The following is a 19,636-nucleotide window of genomic DNA, read 5'->3' on the forward strand; positions in this document are numbered from 1 at the left end:
ACCGACGGGCTTGTGGCGACCGACGGGCTTGTGGCGACCGACGGGCTTGTGGCGACCGACGGGCTTGTGGCGACCGACGGGCTTGTGGCGACCGACGGGCTTGTGGCGACCGATCCGCCCGAGGCCGCCGATGGCGCTGTACCCCCACAGGGGCCACCCGCACCCGACGACGAAAGTAGTACGGGTGGGCGGGGTGGGAAAACGACGTGGGTTCGGCGGAGCCTCCTCGCACTGGTTCTCGCCCTGCTCCTCCCCACCCTCGCCGCCGAGATCGCCCTCCGCGTGAATTACGCCGGTGACGTTTCCGACGGCACGTACACCCGGGACCAGGACGCGATCTGGCTGGGCCACGCGTGGGTGGACGGTCGTAAGACCGACGCGGACATCGCAGCGCTGGCCCGCCGTCTGAAAGGCACCGGTATCCGCGACCTGTACGTCCATTCAGGCCCCCTGGAGCACGACGGCACCCTCCCGGCGTCGGACTACCCCAAGGCGGCCTGGTTGATCGAGTCGGTGCACAGGGAACTTCCCGGCGTCCGCGTCCAGGCCTGGCTGGGTGACAAGCTGGCCACCGAGAGCCCGGACGGCCTGCGCCTGCAGAACGCCGCGACCCGCACCGCGATCGTCGCCTCCGCCCGCCAGATCCTCGCCGCCGGCTTCGAGGGCGCCCACTTCGACCTGGAACCCCTCCACTCCGGCGACGCGAACTACCTCGACCTCCTCGACAGACTCCACGAGGTCACCCGGGCCCACCACGCCCAACTCTCCGTCGCCGCCCACCAGATCGACCCGCTCCCCGCCTTCCACTCCTTCTGGGGCACGGTCACGAACCACCCCAAGTGGTGGTCGCAGGCGTACTTCGGCCAGGTCGCCCGCCGCGTCGACCAGATCGCCGTCATGTCGTACGACACGATGCAACCCCTGCAGAGCCTCTACGGCGGCTACGTCGCCCAGCAGACCTCGCTCGCCCTGGAGGTCACCCCGGACTCCACCGACCTCCTCATGGGCCTGCCCTTCTACCACGAGAACCGCTTCGGCCACCGAGGCGCCGCCGAGACCGTCCCCGCCGCCGTACGCGGCGTACGCCTCGGCCTGTCCCGCACGGACGCGGACCGTACGAACTTCGGCGTCGCCCTGTACGTCGACTTCGCGGCGACGGAGGCGGACTGGACGGCGTACCAGGAGGACTGGGTGCACTGAGCGCGTGCCCAAGTGTGGGAAAACACGGCGCTGTTCACGGCTGTGGATGAGATGATCTGCCCGGTCCGACGGGGGTGGGCGATGATCTGGACGGGACTGGCCGCGGTGGCCTGTCTGCTGGTGGCGGTGACCGGAGTCGTCGCGGTGACGACCGGCCGGATGCCGCCGACGCTGCGAGGCCGGGTCGTACGGCCGGAGTTGTGGGGCTACGGGCAGCTGGTCTTCGCGCTGGGCATGGCAACGGGGATGTCCCTGCGCTGGTGGGCTGATTCCCTGGCCATGGGCGACGCGGGCGCGGCGACGGCGTTCGTCCTGATCGTCCTCGGCGGTGCACTGCAGTGGCGTGCGCAGCGCCCCGTACTCCGATGACCACCACCCGCAAGACCCTCACCCGCACCGACCTGGCCCCGTTCGCCCACGCCATCGGCCACACCCTGAACGACGTGACCCGCCTCCGGGGCGGTTCGAAGAAGGGCGTCTACCGCCTGGCCCTCGGCGACGGTTCGACCGCCGTCGCCTACGTCTGGTCCCCGGACGAGGACCTCTGGGACGCCGGCCCCGGCGACCCCCGCTCCCCCTTCTCCCACGCCTCCGGCCTCACCCTCTTCACTGCGGCGGCGAACCGCCTCGCCGCAGCCGGTGTCCGAGCCCCCCGACTCCTCCACGCCGATCCCACGCACACCCACCTCCCGGCGGACGTGGCCATCGTCGAGGACCTCCCGGGCGGCACCCTGGAGGACCTGCTGGACGGCGACCCGGCCGCCGTACCGAAGGCGGACGCGCTGGAGCGGATGGCGGCCCTGCTCGACACCCTGCACACCTGCGCGGGCCCGCGCTTCGGGAAGGTCGCGGTCGTCGACAACGGCGGTTCCTCGTACGGCGGTTCGTGCGAGGCGGTCGTAGTCGAACGAGCCCTGAGCGACCTCGACGAGCTACCGGCACGAGACCCACGAGCAGCAGCCGCCCACCCCCAACTGGCCGACACCATAAGGATGTTGGCCGACCGGGTCCAACCTCGCACCGGAACCGCCACCCTCATCCACGGCGAACTCGGCCCCGACCACGTCCGCGTGACCCCCGACGGCGACCTCGCCCTCATCGACATCGAAGGCCTCATGTACTTCGACGTGGAGTGGGAGCACGTCTTCCTCCGCCTGCGCTTCGGCCGCCACTACGACGCCCTGCGCACCGAAGACACCGAAGACACCGAAGGCCTCGACGACAACCGCCTGCGCCTCTACCGCCTGGCCATGCACCTCTCCCTCGTGGCCGGCCCCCTGCGCCTCCTCGACGTCGGGGACTTCCACGACCCGGAGTTCATGCGCGGCATCGCCGAGCACAACCTCGGCCAGGTCCTCACCCTTCTGAAGAACGCCTCCTGATCTTCGACCCCAGCCACACCAACGGGTCGTACTTGCGGTCAACCGCCCGTTCCTTCAAGGGAATCAGCGCGTTGTCCGTGATGTGGATGCCCTCGGGGCAGACCTCGGAGCAGCACTTGGTGATGTTGCAGTAGCCGAGGCCGTGTTCGTCCTGGGCGGTCTTCTTGCGGTCGAGGCCGCTCTCGGCCGCCGCGTCCAGCGGGTGCATGTCCAACTCCGCGACCCGCATGAGGAATCGGGGGCCGGCGAACGCCGTCTTGTTCTCCTCGTGGTCGCGGACGACGTGGCAGGTGTCCTGGCACAGGAAGCACTCGATGCACTTGCGGAACTCCTGCGAGCGATCGACGTCCTCCTGCATCATCCGGTACTCGCCAAGACCCACACCCTCCGGCGGCACGAACGCCGGAACCTCCCTGGCCTTCTGGTAGTTGAAGCCGACGTCCGTGACCAGGTCCCGTACGACGGGGAAGGCCCGGAGCGGCGTGACGGTGATCGTCTCCTCGGGGGTGAACACCGACATGCGGGTCATGCACATCAGCCGGGGGCGCCCGTTGACCTCCGCCGAGCACGAACCGCACTTGCCCGCCTTGCAGTTCCAGCGCACGGCGAGGTCGGAGGCCTGGGTGGCCTGCAGGCGGTGGATGATGTCGAGTACCACCTCGCCGTCGTTGACCTCGACCTTGAAGTCCTTCAGGCCGCCGCCCTTGACGTCCCCCCGCCACACCTTGAAGCGGGCCTCGTAGCTGCTCACTCGTAGAGCTCCTCTTCGGCGAGGTACTTGACCAGCTCTTCCTTCTCGAAGAGGGCGAGCAGGTCGGCGCGGATGGGATCGGTGGTCTCGCGGGTCAGGGCGATCTGGCCGGACACCGGGTCCGTGGCCGCCAACCCGCCGGTGGGGTCGGTCAGTTGGCACAGCAGGTTGATGCGGCGCCAGTCGCGGTTCATGCCGGGGTGGTCCTCGCGGGTGTGTCCGCCCCGCGACTCGGTGCGCTCCAGGGCGGCCCGGGCCACGCACTCGCTGACCAGCAGCATGTTCCGCAGATCCAGGGCGAGATGCCAGCCGGGGTTGAACTGCCGGTGGCCCTCGACTCCGGCCCGGCGGGCCCGTACCCGAAGATCGGCGAGTTTCTCCAGCGCCTGTTCCATCTCGCCCTCGCGGCGGATGATGCCGACGAGGTCGTTCATGGTCTGCTGGAGTTCCTGGTGGAGGGTGTACGGGTTCTCCGGTGGGCGGCCGTTCTCCTTGCCGGGCTCCGGGCCCTCGGCGGAGAAGGGGCGCAGTGCCTCCGCCGCCGCCAGGTCGACCTCCGTGTCGTCCACCAGCGGGCGGCTGTCCGCCAGGTCGGCCGCGTGGTCCGCCGCGTGCCAGCCGGCCCGGCGGCCGAACACCAGCAGGTCGGACAGGGAGTTGCCGCCCAGCCGGTTGGAGCCGTGCATGCCGCCGGCCACCTCACCGGCCGCGAACAGCCCCGGTACCCCGCGTGCCGCCGCCGTGTCCGACTCGACCGCGACACCGCCCATCACGTAGTGACAGGTCGGCCCGACCTCCATCGCCTCCGCCGTGATGTCGACGTCGGCCAGTTCCTTGAACTGGTGGTACATGGACGGGAGTCGGCGCCGGATGACCTCAGCCGGCATGCGCGTCGACACGTCCAGGAACACCCCGCCGTGCGGTGAGCCGCGGCCCGCCTTCACCTCGGAGTTGATGGCGCGGGCGACCTCGTCGCGGGGGAGCAGTTCGGGGGGACGGCGGTTGTTGTCCGGGTCCTCGTACCAGCGGTCGCCCTCCGCCTCCGACTCGGCGTACTTCTCCTTGAAGACGTCGGGGATGTAGTCGAACATGAAGCGTTTTCCCTCGGAGTTGCGCAGCACCCCGCCGTCGCCGCGCACCGACTCCGTGACCAGGATGCCCTTCACGGACGGCGGCCAGACCATGCCCGTGGGATGGAACTGCACGAACTCCATGTTCAGCAGCGGTGCCCCGGCGAGCAGCGCCAGCGCGTGACCGTCGCCCGTGTACTCCCACGAATTCGACGTCACCTTGAAGGACTTGCCGATCCCGCCCGTCGCGATCACCACGGAGGGGGCTTCGAGGACCATGAAACGGCCCGTCTCGCGCTCGTAGGCGAAGACACCGGAGACCCGGCTGCCGTCCTTCAACACCCTGGTGACCGTGCACTCCTGATAGACCTTCAGGCGGGACTCGTAGTCGCCGGTCTCCTTGTGGTCCTCCTGCTGGAGCGACACGATCTTCTGCTGGAGCGTGCGGATCAGCTCAAGTCCCGTACGGTCGCCGACGTGCGCGAGGCGCGGGTACTCGTGGCCGCCGAAGTTGCGCTGGGAGATCCGGCCGTCCTGGGTACGGTCGAAGAGGGCGCCCCAGGTCTCCAACTCCCATACCCGGTCCGGGGCTTCCTTCGCGTGCAGCTCCGACATGCGCCACTGGTTGAGGAACTTGCCGCCGCGCAGGGTGTCGCGGAAGTGGACCTGCCAGTTGTCGCCGGAGTTGACGTTGCCCATCGCGGCCGCGATGCCGCCCTCGGCCATCACCGTGTGGGCCTTGCCGAACAGCGACTTGCAGATCACCGCCGTACGGGCACCGCGCTCGCGCGCCTCGATGGCGGCCCGGAGGCCCGCGCCACCGGCACCGACCACGACGACGTCCCACTCCTGTCGCTCGACCACGGACATCAGAAGAACCTCGGATCGTTGAAAGCGCCGGAGGCGACCAGGTACACGTAGAAGTCGGCGGCCGCCACACTGATCAACGAAGCCCAGGCCAGCTGCATGTGACGGTTGTTCAGTTTTCCGACGAACTGCCAGGCCTTGTAGCGCACGGGATGCTTGGAGAAGTGCTTGAGCTTGCCGCCGACGATGTGCCGGCAGGAGTGGCAGGAGAGGGTGTACGCCCAGATCAGCACGATGTTGACGAGGAAGACGAGGGTGCCCAGGCCCATGTGGCCCCAGTGGTAGTGCTCGTCGCGGAAGGTCAGCACGGTGTCGTACGTCAGCGTGCCCGCCACCAGGAGCGCCGCGTAGAAGAAGTACCGGTGGACGTTCTGCAGGATCAGCGGGAAGCGGGTCTCGCCGCTGTACTTCTTGTGCGGCTCGGCCACCGCGCAGGCCGGGGGCGAGGCCCAGAAGCCCCGGTAGTAGGCCTTGCGGTAGTAGTAGCAGGTCAGGCGGAAGCCGAGCGGGAAGATCAGGATGATGATGGCGGGGGAGATGCCCCACCAGCTCCCGAAGAGATCCGCGTTCGGGCCCGCGTGCATCGTCCGGCACCGCTCGGCCAGACAGGGCGAGTAGAACGGCGAGACGTAGGGCGCCGAGTAGTAGTTCGAGTCCGCGAAGGCCCGCCATGTCGAGTAGACGACGAAGGCCAGCAGTCCGGCGGCGGTGACGGCCGGGGCCAGCCACCAGCGGTCGGTCCGCAGATGCGGGGCGTCGATCGCGGCGCGCGTACCGGTGTGTACGCCGCCGCTGTTCAGATGGGGTTCCGTACCAGTGGCCAAGTCAGGACTCCGGTCGGTTCAGGGTGCGTGGCGGTCGTGGGCGCCGAGTCCCTCGTCGTCCGAGTCCGTCCACAGGCTGTTGTCGTAGGGGGTGTCGGGGATGGAGACGAGATCGGGGCGCCGGGGGCGCTCGATCCCTGGTGCGGCGTCGCGCAGCAGCGCGACGCTCTCGCGCAGCCGGTCGGCGTCGGCCTTGACCCTGCGCATTTCCAGGCCGCCGCTGCCGAATTGGTTCTCCAGCCGTCCCACCGACCTGAACAGGTCGTCGAGACAGCGCTGGACTGACGTCAGTTCGTCGTGCACGGACATGACGTGACCTCACTTCCGCGGGCGTCGGCCCTGGACGGCAACGTTCATGCGCCTGCGAGTGTTGCGCGCCACACCTACCGGTGGGAAGCGGTGTGCACGGATTGGCCGGGGTGCGTTGGTGTGTACGGGGGCAGATTCGAACATTGCGCCGCACGGGTGGGCTTCCCGGCGCCCCTCGCCGTGTCGCCCTGAAAGGGCGAACCGTTTCCTCTTCAGTGGCCGCATAGATCTGATCAGCTCCATATTCCACCAAATGTGATCAGAAGCCCCGCGGCTTACCGGAGGTAGCAGTGATGTCCCACGACGGCGTCAGACTGCGCGCGGTCATGCGCTCGGTCGCCTTCCTCACCGCGGGCGCGCTCGCGGTGCCCACCCTCGCTGCGTGCAGCTCCGACGACGAGTCGGGCAAGCCGCTGGCCGGACAGGACATCGCCCCCGTCGGGCGTGCCCTGGTCGCCGACGGCGGCACCCTGAACTGGGCCGTGGACGACGTACCGGAGACCCTCAACACGTTCCAGTCGGACGCCGACGACGCCACCACCCGCGTCGCCCAGGCCGTGCTGCCCGCCATGTTCCGGCTCGACGCCCAGGGGCGCCCGCAGCGCGACGCCGACTACCTGGAGTCCGCGAAGGTCGTCGACACCGAGCCCAAGCAGGTCGTCCTCTACAAGCTCGACCAGCGGGCCGTGTGGAGCGACGGCCGCGAGATCGGCGCCGCCGACTTCGCCGCCCAGTGGCGCGCCCTGTCCGGCAAGGACTCCGCGTACTGGACCGCGCGCAACGCCGGCTACGACCGCATCGAGAAGATCGAGCGCGGCGCCAACAACCTTGAGGTCAAGGTCACCTTCAGCAGGCCCTACGCCGACTGGAAGGCGCTGTTCTCGCCGCTGTACCCCAAGGACGTCATGGGTACCCCGGACTCCTTCAACGACGGCGCGCGCCGCAAGCTGAAGGTCACCGCCGGCGCGTTCTCGGTGCAGAAGATCGACCGCAAGGACAAGGAGATCGTCCTCGGCCGCAACCCGCACTGGTGGGGCCGGCCCGCGAAGCTCTCCCAGATCGTGCTGCACGCCGTACCCCTCGACAAGCGGGCCGCCGCGCTCGCCGACGGCACGGTCGACCTGGCCGCGATCGACCCCGCCGACGCGAACCGTATCGCGCTCGCGGGCCGCGCCAAGGGCACGAGCACCCCGCTCCAGGGCGCGAGCCCCACGAGCAGCGACGAGAACAAGAACGAGAGCCGGCAGAAGGCGAAGAAGCTCGGCAAGAAGCAGCGCAAGGCGCTCGCCGAGTTCCTGCGCCAGCAGGACGCGCTGCGCGCCTTCACCGTCCGCCGCTCCTTCGAGCCCGCCTACACGCAGCTCGCCCTGAACGGTTCCGGAGGCCCCCTCGCCGACGAGCGCGTCCGGCGTGCGGTGGCCCGCGCGCTCGACCGGACGGAACTGGCAAAGGTCGTACTCAAGCCGCTCGGTCTGCCCGCCGTGCCGGTCGGCAGCCACCTCGCGCTCTCCGGGCAGGCCGCGTACGCCGACAACAGCGGCGCGCTCGGCGGCCAGGACACCACGGAGGCGCAGGCGCTGCTCGCCGACGCCGGCTGGGTGGCCGGCGGACCGCTCAAGGACAAGGGCGAGAAGGCGGCCGGCGCCGAGGGCAAGAAGGGCAAGAAGGCCGACGACGAGGCCGAGTCCGAGGGCGGCTCCGACGGGCAGTACATCGTCGGCGAGGACAACAAGGACCCGCAGGACCACACCAAGAAGCACGGGCACGGCGACGAGAGCTCCAAGCACCTCGCCGACGGCAAGCAGTACGACGGCCGCAAGGTGAAGCAGGGCGGCGCGCCCGGCGCGTACGCCCCGAAGGGCACGGCAGCCCCGGCGGGCGCGAAGACCGGGCCGCTCGCCAAGGACGGCAAGCCGCTCACCCTCCGCTTCGTGCTCCCCTCCGGAACCGGCTCGGAGTCGCTGAGCGCGGTCGCCGACAGCATCTCCCGGATGCTGGAGAAGGTCGGCATCCGCACGGAGATCACCAAGGTCTCCGACGACAGCTACTTCAAGGACCACATCGCGTCCGGCCAGTACGACCTAGCCCTCTACTCCTGGCCCGCGTCCGCCTTCCCCGCCACCGACGCCCGCCCGATCTTCGCCAAGCCGGTCCCGGCCGCGGACGGTTCCCTGAACGTCGAGCAGAACTACACCCGCGTCGGCACCGACCAGGTCGACCAGCTCTTCGACCAGGCGGCCTCGACCCTCGACGAGGACGAGTCCGCCGCCCTGGTCCGCAAGGCCGACGCCCGCATCTGGGCGGCGGCCGGCTCGATCCCCCTCTACCAGCGCCCCCAGCTCACCGCCGCCCGCAGAACCGTCGTCAACGCCGGCTCCTTCGGCTTCCAGACCCCGGTCTACGAGGACATGGGCTTCCTGAAGAAGGGCGCCCACCCCTCGGCCAGCCCGACCAAGGGCTGAGGATTAACATCACCCCGACATGACGAGCACGGCCGCCGTCCCGCAGCTACTCGCGGGGCGGCGGTGGTCGTACGGGGGTGGATTGCGCGGGGTCGGTGCGCGGCGGTGACCGTGGTGGTGCTGGCGGCGGGGGCGGCGGGTTGTGGTGTCACGGCGGGTGAGAGCAGGCTCGCCGCCGACGCGGCCACGATCTGCGCGCACGGGACGTACGCCTGGTCCGGCGTCCGGCACGTCGAGCGGCTGACCGGGCTGCCCGACCGGATCACGTTCGCCGACGGCGGGTACCAGGGCGTCATCAAACCCGTCTCCGGCACCGTCTACCGGCCCACCGTGAGCCACCCGCCCAAGGGCGTCGCCCCCGCCCGCGTGATCAAGGCGCTGGGCGCCCACCTCAAGACGGACAACCCGCTCGCCGGGCCGTCCGACACGGCCGGGCACGAGGAGACGGGCTTCCTCAACGAGCTCGTCGGGCCCCGGCAGCCGTACTACACCTGGGAGTCGGTCGACCTGGTCGAGGCCGACTTCACATATACCTGTGGACTGAACCCGCCGGTGCACGGCCATGTGCACACCTGGGACACCTACGGCGGCGGGTTCCTGCCCTGTTCCGAGCCCTCCGAGGGCGCCCCGGCCAAGGTCGCCGCGGCGAAACTGTGCCCCGCCGGATCTCCCGCCGTGACCGGCGTCTGACCGGTTCCGCCGCCACCCGTAAGGCCCTGCGGAGGCTCCTTCCCCGTACGCCACGTACGATGGGGTAAGGCCGTGGCGTGTCCAGCCCGGCAGGGTCCGCGTAACACAGACGTACGCGCAGGCCTTCCTCACTCTCCGGGAGTTCGCCGCAATATGGCCACGCGCCACGACATCCGCAACGTCGCCATCGTCGCCCACGTCGACCACGGGAAGACGACCCTCGTCGACGCCATGCTGAAGCAGGCCGGTGCCTTCGCCGCGCACGCCGCCGAATCGCTCGACGACCGAATGATGGACTCGAACGATCTGGAGCGTGAGAAGGGCATCACGATCCTGGCCAAGAACACGGCCGTGAAGTACCACCCGAAGGATGGCGGCGACGTCATCACCATCAACATCATCGACACCCCGGGCCACGCCGACTTCGGTGGCGAGGTCGAGCGCGGTCTGTCGATGGTGGACGCGGTGGTGCTGCTCGTCGACGCCTCCGAGGGCCCGCTGCCCCAGACCCGTTTCGTGCTGCGCAAGGCGCTCCAGCAGCGCCTGCCCGTCATCCTGTGCATCAACAAGACGGACCGCCCGGACTCCCGGATCGACGAGGTCGTCAACGAGACGTACGACCTCTTCCTGGACCTGGACGCGGACGAGGAGCAGATCGAGTTCCCCATCGTCTACGCGTGTGCGCGTGACGGCGTGGCCTCGCTGACCAAGCCCGCGGACGGCACCGTCCCGCAGGACAGCGACAGCCTGGAGCCCTTCTTCACCACGATCCTGTCGCACGTCCCGGCCCCCGAGTTCGACGAGGCCGCCCCCCTCCAGGCGCACGTCACCAACCTGGACGCCGACAACTTCCTCGGCCGTATCGCGCTGCTCCGCGTCGAGCAGGGCGAGCTGCGCAAGGGCCAGACCGTCACGTGGATCAAGCGCGACGGCACGATGTCCAACGTGCGCATCACCGAGCTGCTGATGACCGAGGCGCTCACCCGCAAGCCGGCCGAGATGGCGGGCCCCGGTGACATCTGCGCCGTGGCCGGTATCCCGGACATCATGATCGGCGAGACCCTCGCCGACCTCGAGAACCCGATCGCGCTGCCGCTCATCACGGTCGACGAGCCGGCGATCTCCATGACCATCGGTACGAACACCTCGCCGCTGGTCGGCCGCGGCGGCACCGGCAAGGGCGCCTCCGCGAAGGCGGCCGTCAAGGACCGCAAGGTGACCGCCCGTCAGGTCAAGGACCGCCTGGACCGTGAGCTGGTCGGTAACGTCTCGCTGCGCGTGTTCGACACCGAGCGTCCCGACGCCTGGGAGGTGCAGGGCCGCGGTGAGCTGGCGCTGGCCATCCTGGTCGAGCAGATGCGCCGCGAGGGCTTCGAGCTGACCATCGGCAAGCCTCAGGTTGTCACCCAGCAGGTCGAGGGCAAGACGTACGAGCCGGTCGAGCGCATGACGATCGACGTGCCCGAGGAGCACATGGGCGCGGTCACGCAGCTCATGGGCGTCCGCAAGGGCCGTATGGACAACATGTCCAACCACGGCTCCGGCTGGGTCCGCCTCGAGTTCGTCGTCCCGTCCCGCGGTCTCATCGGCTTCCGTACCGAGTTCCTGACCGGTACGCGCGGCACCGGCATCGCCCACTCCATCCACGAGGGCCACGAGCCGTGGTTCGGTGTGCTGACGACCCGTAACAACGGTTCGCTGGTCGCCGACCGCGCAGGCGCCGTCACCGCGTTCGCGATGACGAACCTCCAGGAGCGCGGCGTGCTGTTCACCGACCCCGGCACCGAGGTGTACGAGGGCATGATCGTCGGCGAGAACTCGCGCGCCGACGACATGGACGTGAACATCACCAAGGAGAAGAAGCTCACCAACATGCGCTCGGCCGCCGCCGACTCGTTCGAGGCGATCGTCCCGCCGCGCAAGCTCTCCCTGGAGCAGTCCCTGGAGTTCTGCCGTGACGACGAGTGCGTCGAGGTGACCCCGGAGGCCGTTCGCATCCGCAAGGTCGTCCTCGACCAGAAGGAGCGCGGCCGCTCCGCGAGCCGCGCCAAGCACGGCTGACGCATACGATCGCAGGCCGTCCGAGGCGCTGATACCGGCCAACTGAGCCCGGGTGCCCCCATCTTGGGGGCGCCCGGGCTTTTTGCAACCGGTTTTAGACCCGCTCCCTGGGGCGGTGTGTCCGTAATGCGGAGATCCTCGCCCGATAGCCATGTAACAAGTCCGTTTCGTGGCCTTCTCGCATCGAACAGTTTGTCCATGTTTTGGAAGATGTACGCGACAGCTGTGACTGAATTGAGATTTAAAGACAGTGGTCGGCACCTGGCACATGGCAGATAGTTAGCCGCGTAGCGCTCGGGTCAATGGGTCATCGCGCCGTGGGGACGGCGCCGACTCGCGAGCCCCAGGGGGTGTCTGACCCTCCGCCAGGGGTGGCGGAGGAAAGACGTGAACCCCCTCCTGTTGGTGAACACGTGGAGTCATGAGGAGGAGCCCCATGCGTGGTGTCACGAACGCCAGATGGGACACGCCGTCCGTCGGTAGCAACTTCGCCCGCCCATACGGAGATTGGCTCTGAGGAGTCGGTCGGCGGCCTAGTGCCGCCGTTCAACTACGCGCGTCCGGCTGCGGGATCTTCCGCCGCACCGGGACGCTCCGGACCTCTTTCCTAGATCCGATCGGTGATCGCGCACACCCTGCGCCGGTCGCCCGCTCGGCACACCCACACCTGTGAAATGGGCGAACAGTGACAAGTCCTATCGACATTGAGGGCGGCGGAACCTCGGTCGTCGTCGACGGCGAACCAGGGCCGCAGGCGGAGCCCGAGGCCAAGAAGCTGGAGGGCCGGTCGCCCGGCCAGCTGATGTGGGTCCGCTTCAAGCGCGACCGCACCGGCGTCATCTCGGCCTACGTGGTGGCCTTCTTCTTCCTCGTCGGGCTCCTCGCACCACTGATCTCCAAGCTGTACGGCAAGGACCCGTACACCGTGTACGCGGACGAACGCCCCGACCTCTTCGACAGCGCGGGCGTCCCGCTGCAGCCCAACGGCGGGATCAGCAGCCAGTTCTGGTTCGGCCTCGAACCGGGCAACGGCTACGACGTGTTCACCAAGCTCCTCTACGGCATCCGCACCTCGCTGATGATCTCCGTCTGCGTGACGATCGCGACCGTCCTCACCGGCATCCTGCTCGGCGTCGCGGCCGGCTACCTCGGCGGCAAGTCCGACTACTTCATCAGCCGGGTCATCGACTTCCTGCTCGCCTTCCCCGCCCAACTGTTCTTCATCGCCAGCATGCCGGTCGTGGTCTCGCTCTTCGTGAGCCCGACCGACGAGACGCCGACCTACGTCCGCGTCGTGGCCCTCATCGCCGTGCAGTGGTTCCTGGGCTGGATGAGCCTGGCCCGCATCCTGCGCGGCACCAGTCTGGCGCTGCGGGAACGGGAGTTCATCGAGGCGGCCAAGGTCAGCGGAGCCTCGCCCTGGCGGATCATCAGCAAGGAGATCCTGCCGAACGTGGTCACGCCGATCCTGGTGCAGTCCACGTACATGCTTCCCGGCTTCGTGACCGCCGAGGCCGGGCTGTCCTACCTGGGTGTGGGCATCGTCGAACCGACGCCGGACTGGGGACAGATGTTCTCCAAGGCGTCGACGGAACTCGTGATGCAGAACGACATCACCTACATGTTCTTCCCGGGTGTCTCGATGATCATCTTCATCGTGGCCTTCAACCTGCTCGGGGACTCGGTCAGGGACGCCTTCGATCCCAAGACGGCGCGCTGACCGTCCGTTGGTGGGCGTCCTCGCCCGGATACCGCACGGCAACACAGCACAGCGATCCAGCACGGCGATCCAGCACGGGAATTTCTTTGTGCACTGGTGACACACAGATGGGTGGAAACTGAGTGATGAGTAGGGGCGGACGCCACGTATACGCCGCGCTCTCCGTGCTCGCGGCCGGGGCTCTTGTGCTCACCGGTTGCAGCAAGGGCGGCAGCGACGCGAGCGACAACAGCAGCAAGGACAAAGCGAACGCGGCAAGACAGCAGAAGTCGATCAAGTTCGGTGACACCTCGGACTCCACCGGACCGGCCGCGGCCGTGGCGGGCGCCAAGTCGGGCGGCACGATGGAGGTGCTCCAGCGTGACAGCTACGCCCACCTCGACCCGGCTCAGATCTACGTCTCGGACGAGGGCTCGCTCGCGACCCTGATCCACCGAGGTCTCACCGGCTACAAGTCGACCGGCACCGACGGCAAATCGCACGAGGTCGTCGGCGACCTCGCCACCGACTCCGGTACCACCACGGACGGCGGCAAGACCTGGAAGTACACGCTCAAGGACGGCATAAAGTTCGCGGACGGGACGCCGATCACGTCCGCGGACTTCCGCCAGACCTTCGAGCGGCTCTTCGCGCCCTTCATCAACCAGGGCCCGTCCTACCTCCAGCAATGGCTGGCCGACACCTCCGGCGCCGACTACCGCAAGCTGCTGCCGAACGGCCCGTACAAGGGCAAGCACCTGCCGAGCACCGTCCTGGAGACACCGGACGCCAAGACCGTCGTCTTCCACTTCAAGACAGCGCACGCCGACCTGCCGTACGCCCTCGCCATGGCGGGCTACGCCGTCGTGTCCGCCAAGGGCGACACCCAGGCGAAGTACGACAAGTCGCCGGTGACGAGCGGCCCGTACAAGATCCAGTCGTTCAAGTCCGGCAAGTCGATGGTGCTCGTGAAGAACACCAACTGGGACCCGAAGACGGACCCGATCCGCCACCAGTACGTGAACCAGTTCAACTTCACGTTCAACCAGCAGTACGAGACGTCGACGAAGGCGCTCCTCGCCGACAGCGGCGCCGACCAGACCGGCATCAGCTTCAACAACCAGGTCGACGCGGGCAACCTGTCCAGCGTGCTCAAGGACCCGAAGATGAAGTCCCGCACGATCTCCGGCTACCAGCCGTACGTGGGACAGATGAACATCAACAACAGCCACCCGGCCATGAAGGACAAGACGGTGCGTGAGGCCATCGCCTACGCGCTGCCCATCACGCCGTTCCTGCGTGCCTTCGGCGGCACCGACGCGATGGAGGTCGCCGGCGGCACCATCAGCCCGACGGTCTCCGGCTACAACGCCGCGTTCGACCCGTTCGGCAAGAAGAAGAAGCCGGCCGGTGACCCGGAGAAGGCCAAGGCGCTGCTGAAGAAGGCCGGCAAGCTCAACATGAAGCTGACCTTCGGCTACACCAACACCCCCGAGGGCCAGCAGTACTCCACCGCCATGGCGGCGGGCCTGAAGAAGGCCGGCTTCAACGTCCAGCGCCAGGAGATCCCGGCCGAGACCTACTACGACCAGGTCAGCAAGCTGGACAACAACTACGACATCTTCCACACCGCGTGGGGCGCCGACTGGCCGTCCGCCTCGACCGTCGTCCCGCCGCTCTACGACGGACGCGGCATCGCCGACGGTGCGCAGAACTACTCGCAGGTCAACGACCCCAAGGTGAACGCCGACATCGACGCGGCGAACAAGATCACCGACCCGGTCAAGGCCGCGGCCGCCTGGGAGAAGATCGACGAGTACCTCGTGAAGGACCTCGTCGCCTTCGTCCCGACCGCGTACTACAAGCAGACCCAGATCGCCGGCTCCAAGGTCGGCGGACTCGTCTACGACGACGTCATCGGCGGCGTCGACCCGCGTCGCCTGTTCGTCAAGTAACCGCCGTCCGTCCGGTACCCGTTGCGTCCGTCCCTCTCCAGGGCGGCGCACCGGGTGCCGGACGGCCCGCCGACGTCAGAGAGCTGCCCCTGTCATGCTGCGCTTCCTCGTCCGCCGGTTCCTCGGCGCCGTCGTCATCCTCTTCCTGCTGAGCATCGTCACGTTCCTGCTGTTCTTCGGGATGCCACGCGACCCGGGCCTGCTGATGTGCGGCAAGACGTGCAACCCGACCAGCCTCGCGAACATCCACCATGTGCTCGGCCTCGACAAGCCGATCAGCACGCAGTACGGGATCTTCCTGAAGAACCTCGTCATGGGCAGCAACGGCTTCGCCCAAGGCCCTTGCCCCGCCCCGTGCTTCGGGTACTCGTACCACACCAACGACCAGGTCTGGGCCACGCTCATCGACCGGCTGCCCACCACCGTCTCGCTCACCCTCGGCGGCGCCTTCTTCTTCCTGCTCATCGGCCTCGGCACCGGCCTGCTCGCCGCCTGGAAGCGCGGCACGATCATCGACAAGACGGCCACGGCCGGGGCGATGGTGCTCAGTTCGATGCAGATCTACTTCCTGGGCCCCCTGGCACTGGCACTGCTCGTCTACCAGACCCACATCTTCGACAAGCCGGCGTACAACAACTTCACCGCGAACCCGGTCAGCTGGTTCGCGGGGCTGATCATCCCCTGGGTGGTGCTGTCCACGATCTTCGCCGCGCAGTACACCCGTATGGCGCGCTCGGCGATGATCGAACAGCTCCAGGAGGAACACGTCCGCACGGCCAAGGCGAAGGGCATGTCCCGCAGATACGTCTTCTTCCGCTACGCCTGGCGCGGTTCGCTGATCCCCATCGTCACCATCTTCGGCATCGACCTGGGCGCACTGCTCGGCGGCGCCATCATCACCGAGTACACCTTCAGCCTGCCGGGCCTCGGCAACCTCGCGGTCCAGGCGGTGTTCTTCAGCGACCTGCCGCTGCTGCTGGGCGTGATGATCTTCTCCGCCACCATGATCCTCCTCTTCAACATCATCGTCGACGCCTGCTACGCCTTCATCGACCCGCGCGTGCGGCTGGCCTAGGAGCACTCGTGACCACATTGACCAAGGAAGCCGGCGCTCCTTCGCCGGCCGACGCGGGTGCCTTTCTCTCGGTGCGGGACCTGCATGTCAGCTTCAAGACCGAGGACGGCATCGTGCGTGCCGTCGACGGTCTCTCCTTCGACGTCCAACGTGGCAAGACCCTGGGCATCGTGGGGGAGTCGGGCTCGGGCAAGTCGGTCACCAACCTGACGATCCTCGGCCTGCACAACCCGATGTTCACCACCGTCGAGGGCGAAATCCTCCTGGACGGCCGGGAGTTGACCACGGCCCGCGAGTCCGAGATGGAGAAGCTGCGCGGCAACAAGGTCGCCATGATCTTCCAGGACCCGCTGACCGCCCTCTCCCCGTACTACACGGTGGGCCGCCAGATCGCCGAGCCGTACATGAAGCACATGGGCGCCTCGAAGAAGGTCGCCTGGGCGCGCGCGGTGGAGATGCTCGGCAAGGTCGGCATCCCCAACCCGAAGGAACGGGCGAAGGACTACCCGCACCAGTTCTCCGGCGGTATGCGCCAGCGCGCGATGATCGCCATGGCGCTGATCTGCGACCCGGACCTGCTGATCGCCGACGAGCCGACTACGGCCCTCGACGTCACCGTCCAGGCCCAGATCCTCGACCTCCTGAAGGACCTCCAGCAGGAGTTCGGCTCAGGGATCGTCTTCATCACGCACGACCTCGGCGTGATCGCCGACATGGCCGACGACATCATGGTGATGTACGCGGGCAGCGCGGTGGAACGCGGCACGACGAACGAGGTCCTCCGCTCACCTCAACACCCCTACACCTGGGGCCTGTTGAACTCCATGCCCCGCCTGGACTCGGACCTGAGCGCGCCCCTGGACCCCATCCCCGGAGCCCCGCCCTCACTCCTGAACCCACCCTCGGGCTGCCGCTTCCACCCCCGCTGCACCTTCCAGGACCGGGTCGGCGGCACCCGCTGTGTCACCGAACGCCCGCTGCTCGCCCCCGACCGCGCCTCGGCATGCCATCTCACGGCGGACCAGAAGCGCACCATCTTCATCGAAGAGATCAAGCCCCGACTGGGCTAGGAGGAGACGTCATGACAGAGGACCTCGTCCTGCCCGCCCCGCGCGACGCGGTACCGGAAGCCTCCGGCGACCCGTTGCTGGTGGTGGAGGGCCTGACCAAACACTTCCCGGTGAAGGGCGGCTTCCCGATCCGCCGTACGGTCGGCGCCGTCCAGGCCGTCGACGGCATCGACCTGACCGTCCACGTGGGGGAGAGCTTCGGCCTGGTGGGGGAGTCGGGCTGCGGCAAGTCGACGACGGGCCGCCTGATCACGCGCCTGTTGGAGCCGACGGCCGGCACGGTCTCCTACCGTGGCCAGGACATCTCGCACGCCAGCCGGAAACAACTGGCGCCGATCCGCTCCGAGATCCAGATGATCTTCCAGGATCCGTACTCGTCGCTGAACCCGCGGCAGACGGTCGGCAAGATCATCTCGGGCCCGATGGAGATCAACGGCATCCAGCCGGAGGGCGGCCGTGAGAAACGGGTCCGCGAACTCCTGGAGATCGTCGGTCTCAACCCCGAGCACTACAACCGCTTCCCGCACGAGTTCTCCGGCGGCCAGCGCCAACGCATCGGTGTCGCCCGCGCGTTGGCCCTCGAACCGAAGCTGATCGTGGCGGACGAACCGGTGTCGGCCCTGGACGTCTCGATCCAGGCGCAGGTGGTCAACCTGCTCCAGGAGGTCCAGAGGGAACTGGGCATCGCGTTCCTGTTCATCGCCCACGACCTCGCAGTCGTACGGCACTTCTCGCACCGCGTGGCGGTCATGTACCTCGGCAAGATCATCGAGGTGGGCGACCGCGACTCCATCTACACCCGCCCCCGGCACCCGTACACCCACGCCCTGCTGTCCGCGGTGCCCGAGGTGAACCTCAGCGACAACGAAACGGTCGGCCGCGAACGCATCCGCCTCGCAGGCGACGTCCCCTCCCCGATCTCGCCCCCCTCCGGCTGCCGCTTCCGCACTCGCTGCTGGAAGGCCCAGGACAAGTGCGCGACCGAGGAACCGCCACTGATTCAGATCGCGGGCAACCGTGCCGCCCACCTGACGGCCTGCCACTTCCCGGAGGAGCCGACGATCGAGGGGCGGGGCGAGGACATCGTGCTGGATCCGGCGTTGGCTGCGCTGGAGGAGTCGTTGGAGGAGTAGGCCGTCGGTCAACTCGACGGTGTTGTGGAGTGACCGTTGGGCCGCCCGCTTCTTGGCCAGTGTCGGGATTGCGTGAGCCGAGTAAAGGGCGCTCCCTGCGGTCGCGTCGGCTGCGCCGATTCCGCTGCGCTCCACCCTTGACTCGTCTCACGCAATCCCGTTTGAGAAGCGAGCGGGCGGCCCCGAGGGATGGGTGGCCAAGGGATGAATCCCCTTGCCTGTACTGCGTTCCGGGCCGGAGTGGAGGGAGCGCGCTCGCGTCTCGCCAGCACGCCGGGCCGGCTTAGCGGCCAACCCCGAGTGGGGGGTAGGGGGTACGGGTGGGAGCGGACCCCATGGGCGTGCACGCAACTCCGGTCCGGGGGGGGGTGAGGGGACGCGCGCTGGCGTCTCGCCTGCACGCCGGGCCGGCTCAGCGGCTACCGGCCGGTGGGGACTTGCTGCGCAAGAGGCCAAGAGGCCAAGAGGCCAAGAGGCCAAGAGGCCAAGAGGCAGGGAGGCAGGGAGTGCTGGGGAGCTCGTGGCCGAGGGTTGACGGGCAAGAGGGGCAGCTCTGGGCCATGGGTGTGGAGGAAGGGCCGCTCCGGGCCGGCTCTGGGCAGCGGCCCAGGCGATGGCTTGGGCGATGTCCCCGGCGGTGGCTCCCATCTGCCGATCGGCCCTCCCCGGGGGCACCCCGCCCGCCGAAGTGTGACAGTCGAAGCGGAAGTGTCACTCCCGGCCCATTTCTCCCCCGCCCACCCGCCCCGGCCCCCGCCCCCGCTCCGACCCTGCCACCTCTGGAAGCTGGGGTCTTTTCTAACCATTCAAAGGTTATTACGGTGGTTAGATTTGCCCCTGGCTTCCAGCAACCACCCACTCGAGGTTGGCCGCTGAGCTGAGGCGGCGTGCTGGCGAGGCGCCAGTGCGCCCCTTCGTATCGGCCCGGATCTGCCCATGGCTCATAGGGTCAGTCCCCACCCGTGCCCCTCGCACTCCACCCGGCGGTAGTCGCTGAGCCGGCCCGGCGTGCTGGTGAGGCGCGAGCGCGCCCCTCCGCCCCGGCCCGGAACGCAGTACAGGCAAGGGAATTCATGCCTGAGCCACCC

15 protein-coding genes are annotated in these 19,636 nt (G+C 68.3%); 11 read left to right on the forward strand and 4 right to left on the reverse strand.

Features of this window, described 5'->3' with window-relative positions; translation table 11 throughout:
- Positions 1–66 precede the first annotated feature (66 nt).
- The 3 genes from ACFWP5_RS45420 (at position 67) to ACFWP5_RS45430 (ending at position 2,582) form a co-directional block, all read left to right on the forward strand.
- Positions 67–1,200, forward strand: a complete 1,134-nt coding sequence (locus ACFWP5_RS45420; protein ID WP_384170957.1) for a hypothetical protein — start codon at positions 67–69, stop codon at positions 1,198–1,200.
- Positions 1,201–1,281: 81 nt separating this feature from the next.
- Positions 1,282–1,569: a hypothetical protein gene (locus ACFWP5_RS45425; protein WP_384170929.1), complete on the forward strand. Its 288-nt coding sequence runs from the start codon at positions 1,282–1,284 to the stop codon at positions 1,567–1,569.
- Positions 1,566–2,582, forward strand: coding sequence for a phosphotransferase family protein (locus ACFWP5_RS45430; RefSeq protein WP_384170931.1), 1,017 nt, complete (start codon positions 1,566–1,568; stop codon positions 2,580–2,582). The genes ACFWP5_RS45425 and ACFWP5_RS45430 overlap by 4 nt, the downstream gene beginning before the upstream one ends.
- On the opposite strand, the gene ACFWP5_RS45435 is transcribed toward ACFWP5_RS45430, so the two are convergent.
- From ACFWP5_RS45435 to ACFWP5_RS45450, 4 genes are read right to left on the reverse strand one after another with little or no spacing between them, the layout of a single operon-like run.
- Positions 2,557–3,333, reverse strand: coding sequence for a succinate dehydrogenase/fumarate reductase iron-sulfur subunit (locus ACFWP5_RS45435; protein WP_384170933.1), 777 nt, complete (start codon positions 3,331–3,333; stop codon positions 2,557–2,559). The genes ACFWP5_RS45430 and ACFWP5_RS45435 overlap by 26 nt on opposite strands.
- Positions 3,330–5,273: a fumarate reductase/succinate dehydrogenase flavoprotein subunit gene (locus ACFWP5_RS45440; RefSeq protein ID WP_384170935.1), complete on the reverse strand. Its 1,944-nt coding sequence runs from the start codon at positions 5,271–5,273 to the stop codon at positions 3,330–3,332. Before ACFWP5_RS45440 ends, ACFWP5_RS45435 begins: the two co-directional genes overlap by 4 nt.
- Positions 5,273–6,094, reverse strand: a complete 822-nt coding sequence (locus tag ACFWP5_RS45445) for a hypothetical protein (RefSeq protein ID WP_384170937.1) — start codon at positions 6,092–6,094, stop codon at positions 5,273–5,275. The genes ACFWP5_RS45440 and ACFWP5_RS45445 overlap by 1 nt, the downstream gene beginning before the upstream one ends.
- Before the next feature lie 18 nt (positions 6,095–6,112).
- Positions 6,113–6,403, reverse strand: a complete 291-nt coding sequence (locus tag ACFWP5_RS45450; protein WP_384170939.1) for a hypothetical protein — start codon at positions 6,401–6,403, stop codon at positions 6,113–6,115.
- A gap of 293 nt (positions 6,404–6,696) precedes the next feature.
- Between ACFWP5_RS45450 and ACFWP5_RS45455 the strand changes: the two genes are divergently transcribed.
- The 8 genes from ACFWP5_RS45455 to ACFWP5_RS45490 all read left to right on the forward strand — a co-directional run bounded on the left by ACFWP5_RS45455 (position 6,697) and on the right by ACFWP5_RS45490 (position 18,548).
- Positions 6,697–8,865, forward strand: coding sequence for an ABC transporter family substrate-binding protein (locus ACFWP5_RS45455; protein ID WP_384170941.1), 2,169 nt, complete (start codon positions 6,697–6,699; stop codon positions 8,863–8,865).
- 105 nt (positions 8,866–8,970) lie between these two features.
- A complete protein-coding gene (locus ACFWP5_RS45460) occupies positions 8,971–9,555 on the forward strand; it encodes a hypothetical protein (protein ID WP_384170943.1) in 585 nt (194 codons plus the stop codon).
- Positions 9,556–9,708: 153 nt separating this feature from the next.
- Positions 9,709–11,616: a translational GTPase TypA gene (gene typA, locus ACFWP5_RS45465; RefSeq protein WP_384170945.1), complete on the forward strand. Its 1,908-nt coding sequence runs from the start codon at positions 9,709–9,711 to the stop codon at positions 11,614–11,616.
- Positions 11,617–12,301: 685 nt separating this feature from the next.
- Complete coding sequence (locus ACFWP5_RS45470; protein ID WP_384170947.1) at positions 12,302–13,336, forward strand: ABC transporter permease; 1,035 nt, start codon at positions 12,302–12,304, stop codon at positions 13,334–13,336.
- Positions 13,337–13,461: 125 nt separating this feature from the next.
- A complete protein-coding gene (locus ACFWP5_RS45475; protein WP_384170949.1) occupies positions 13,462–15,270 on the forward strand; it encodes an ABC transporter substrate-binding protein in 1,809 nt (602 codons plus the stop codon).
- 94 nt (positions 15,271–15,364) lie between these two features.
- The gene (locus ACFWP5_RS45480; protein ID WP_384170951.1) at positions 15,365–16,345 is read left to right on the forward strand and encodes an ABC transporter permease; all 981 of its coding nucleotides are present in this window, start codon (positions 15,365–15,367) and stop codon (positions 16,343–16,345) included.
- 8 nt (positions 16,346–16,353) lie between these two features.
- Complete coding sequence (locus tag ACFWP5_RS45485) at positions 16,354–17,415, forward strand: ABC transporter ATP-binding protein (RefSeq protein ID WP_384170953.1); 1,062 nt, start codon at positions 16,354–16,356, stop codon at positions 17,413–17,415.
- An 11-nt stretch (positions 17,416–17,426) separates the two neighbouring features.
- Positions 17,427–18,548 (forward strand): ABC transporter ATP-binding protein, encoded by a 1,122-nt coding sequence (locus tag ACFWP5_RS45490; RefSeq protein WP_384170955.1) that lies wholly within the window; start codon positions 17,427–17,429, stop codon positions 18,546–18,548.
- Positions 18,549–19,636: the final 1,088 nt, after the last annotated feature.

The sequence above is a fragment of the Streptomyces sp. NPDC058469 genome (genome assembly GCF_042721125.1).
In the GTDB taxonomy this organism is placed as follows: Bacteria; Actinomycetota; Actinomycetes; order Streptomycetales; family Streptomycetaceae; genus Streptomyces.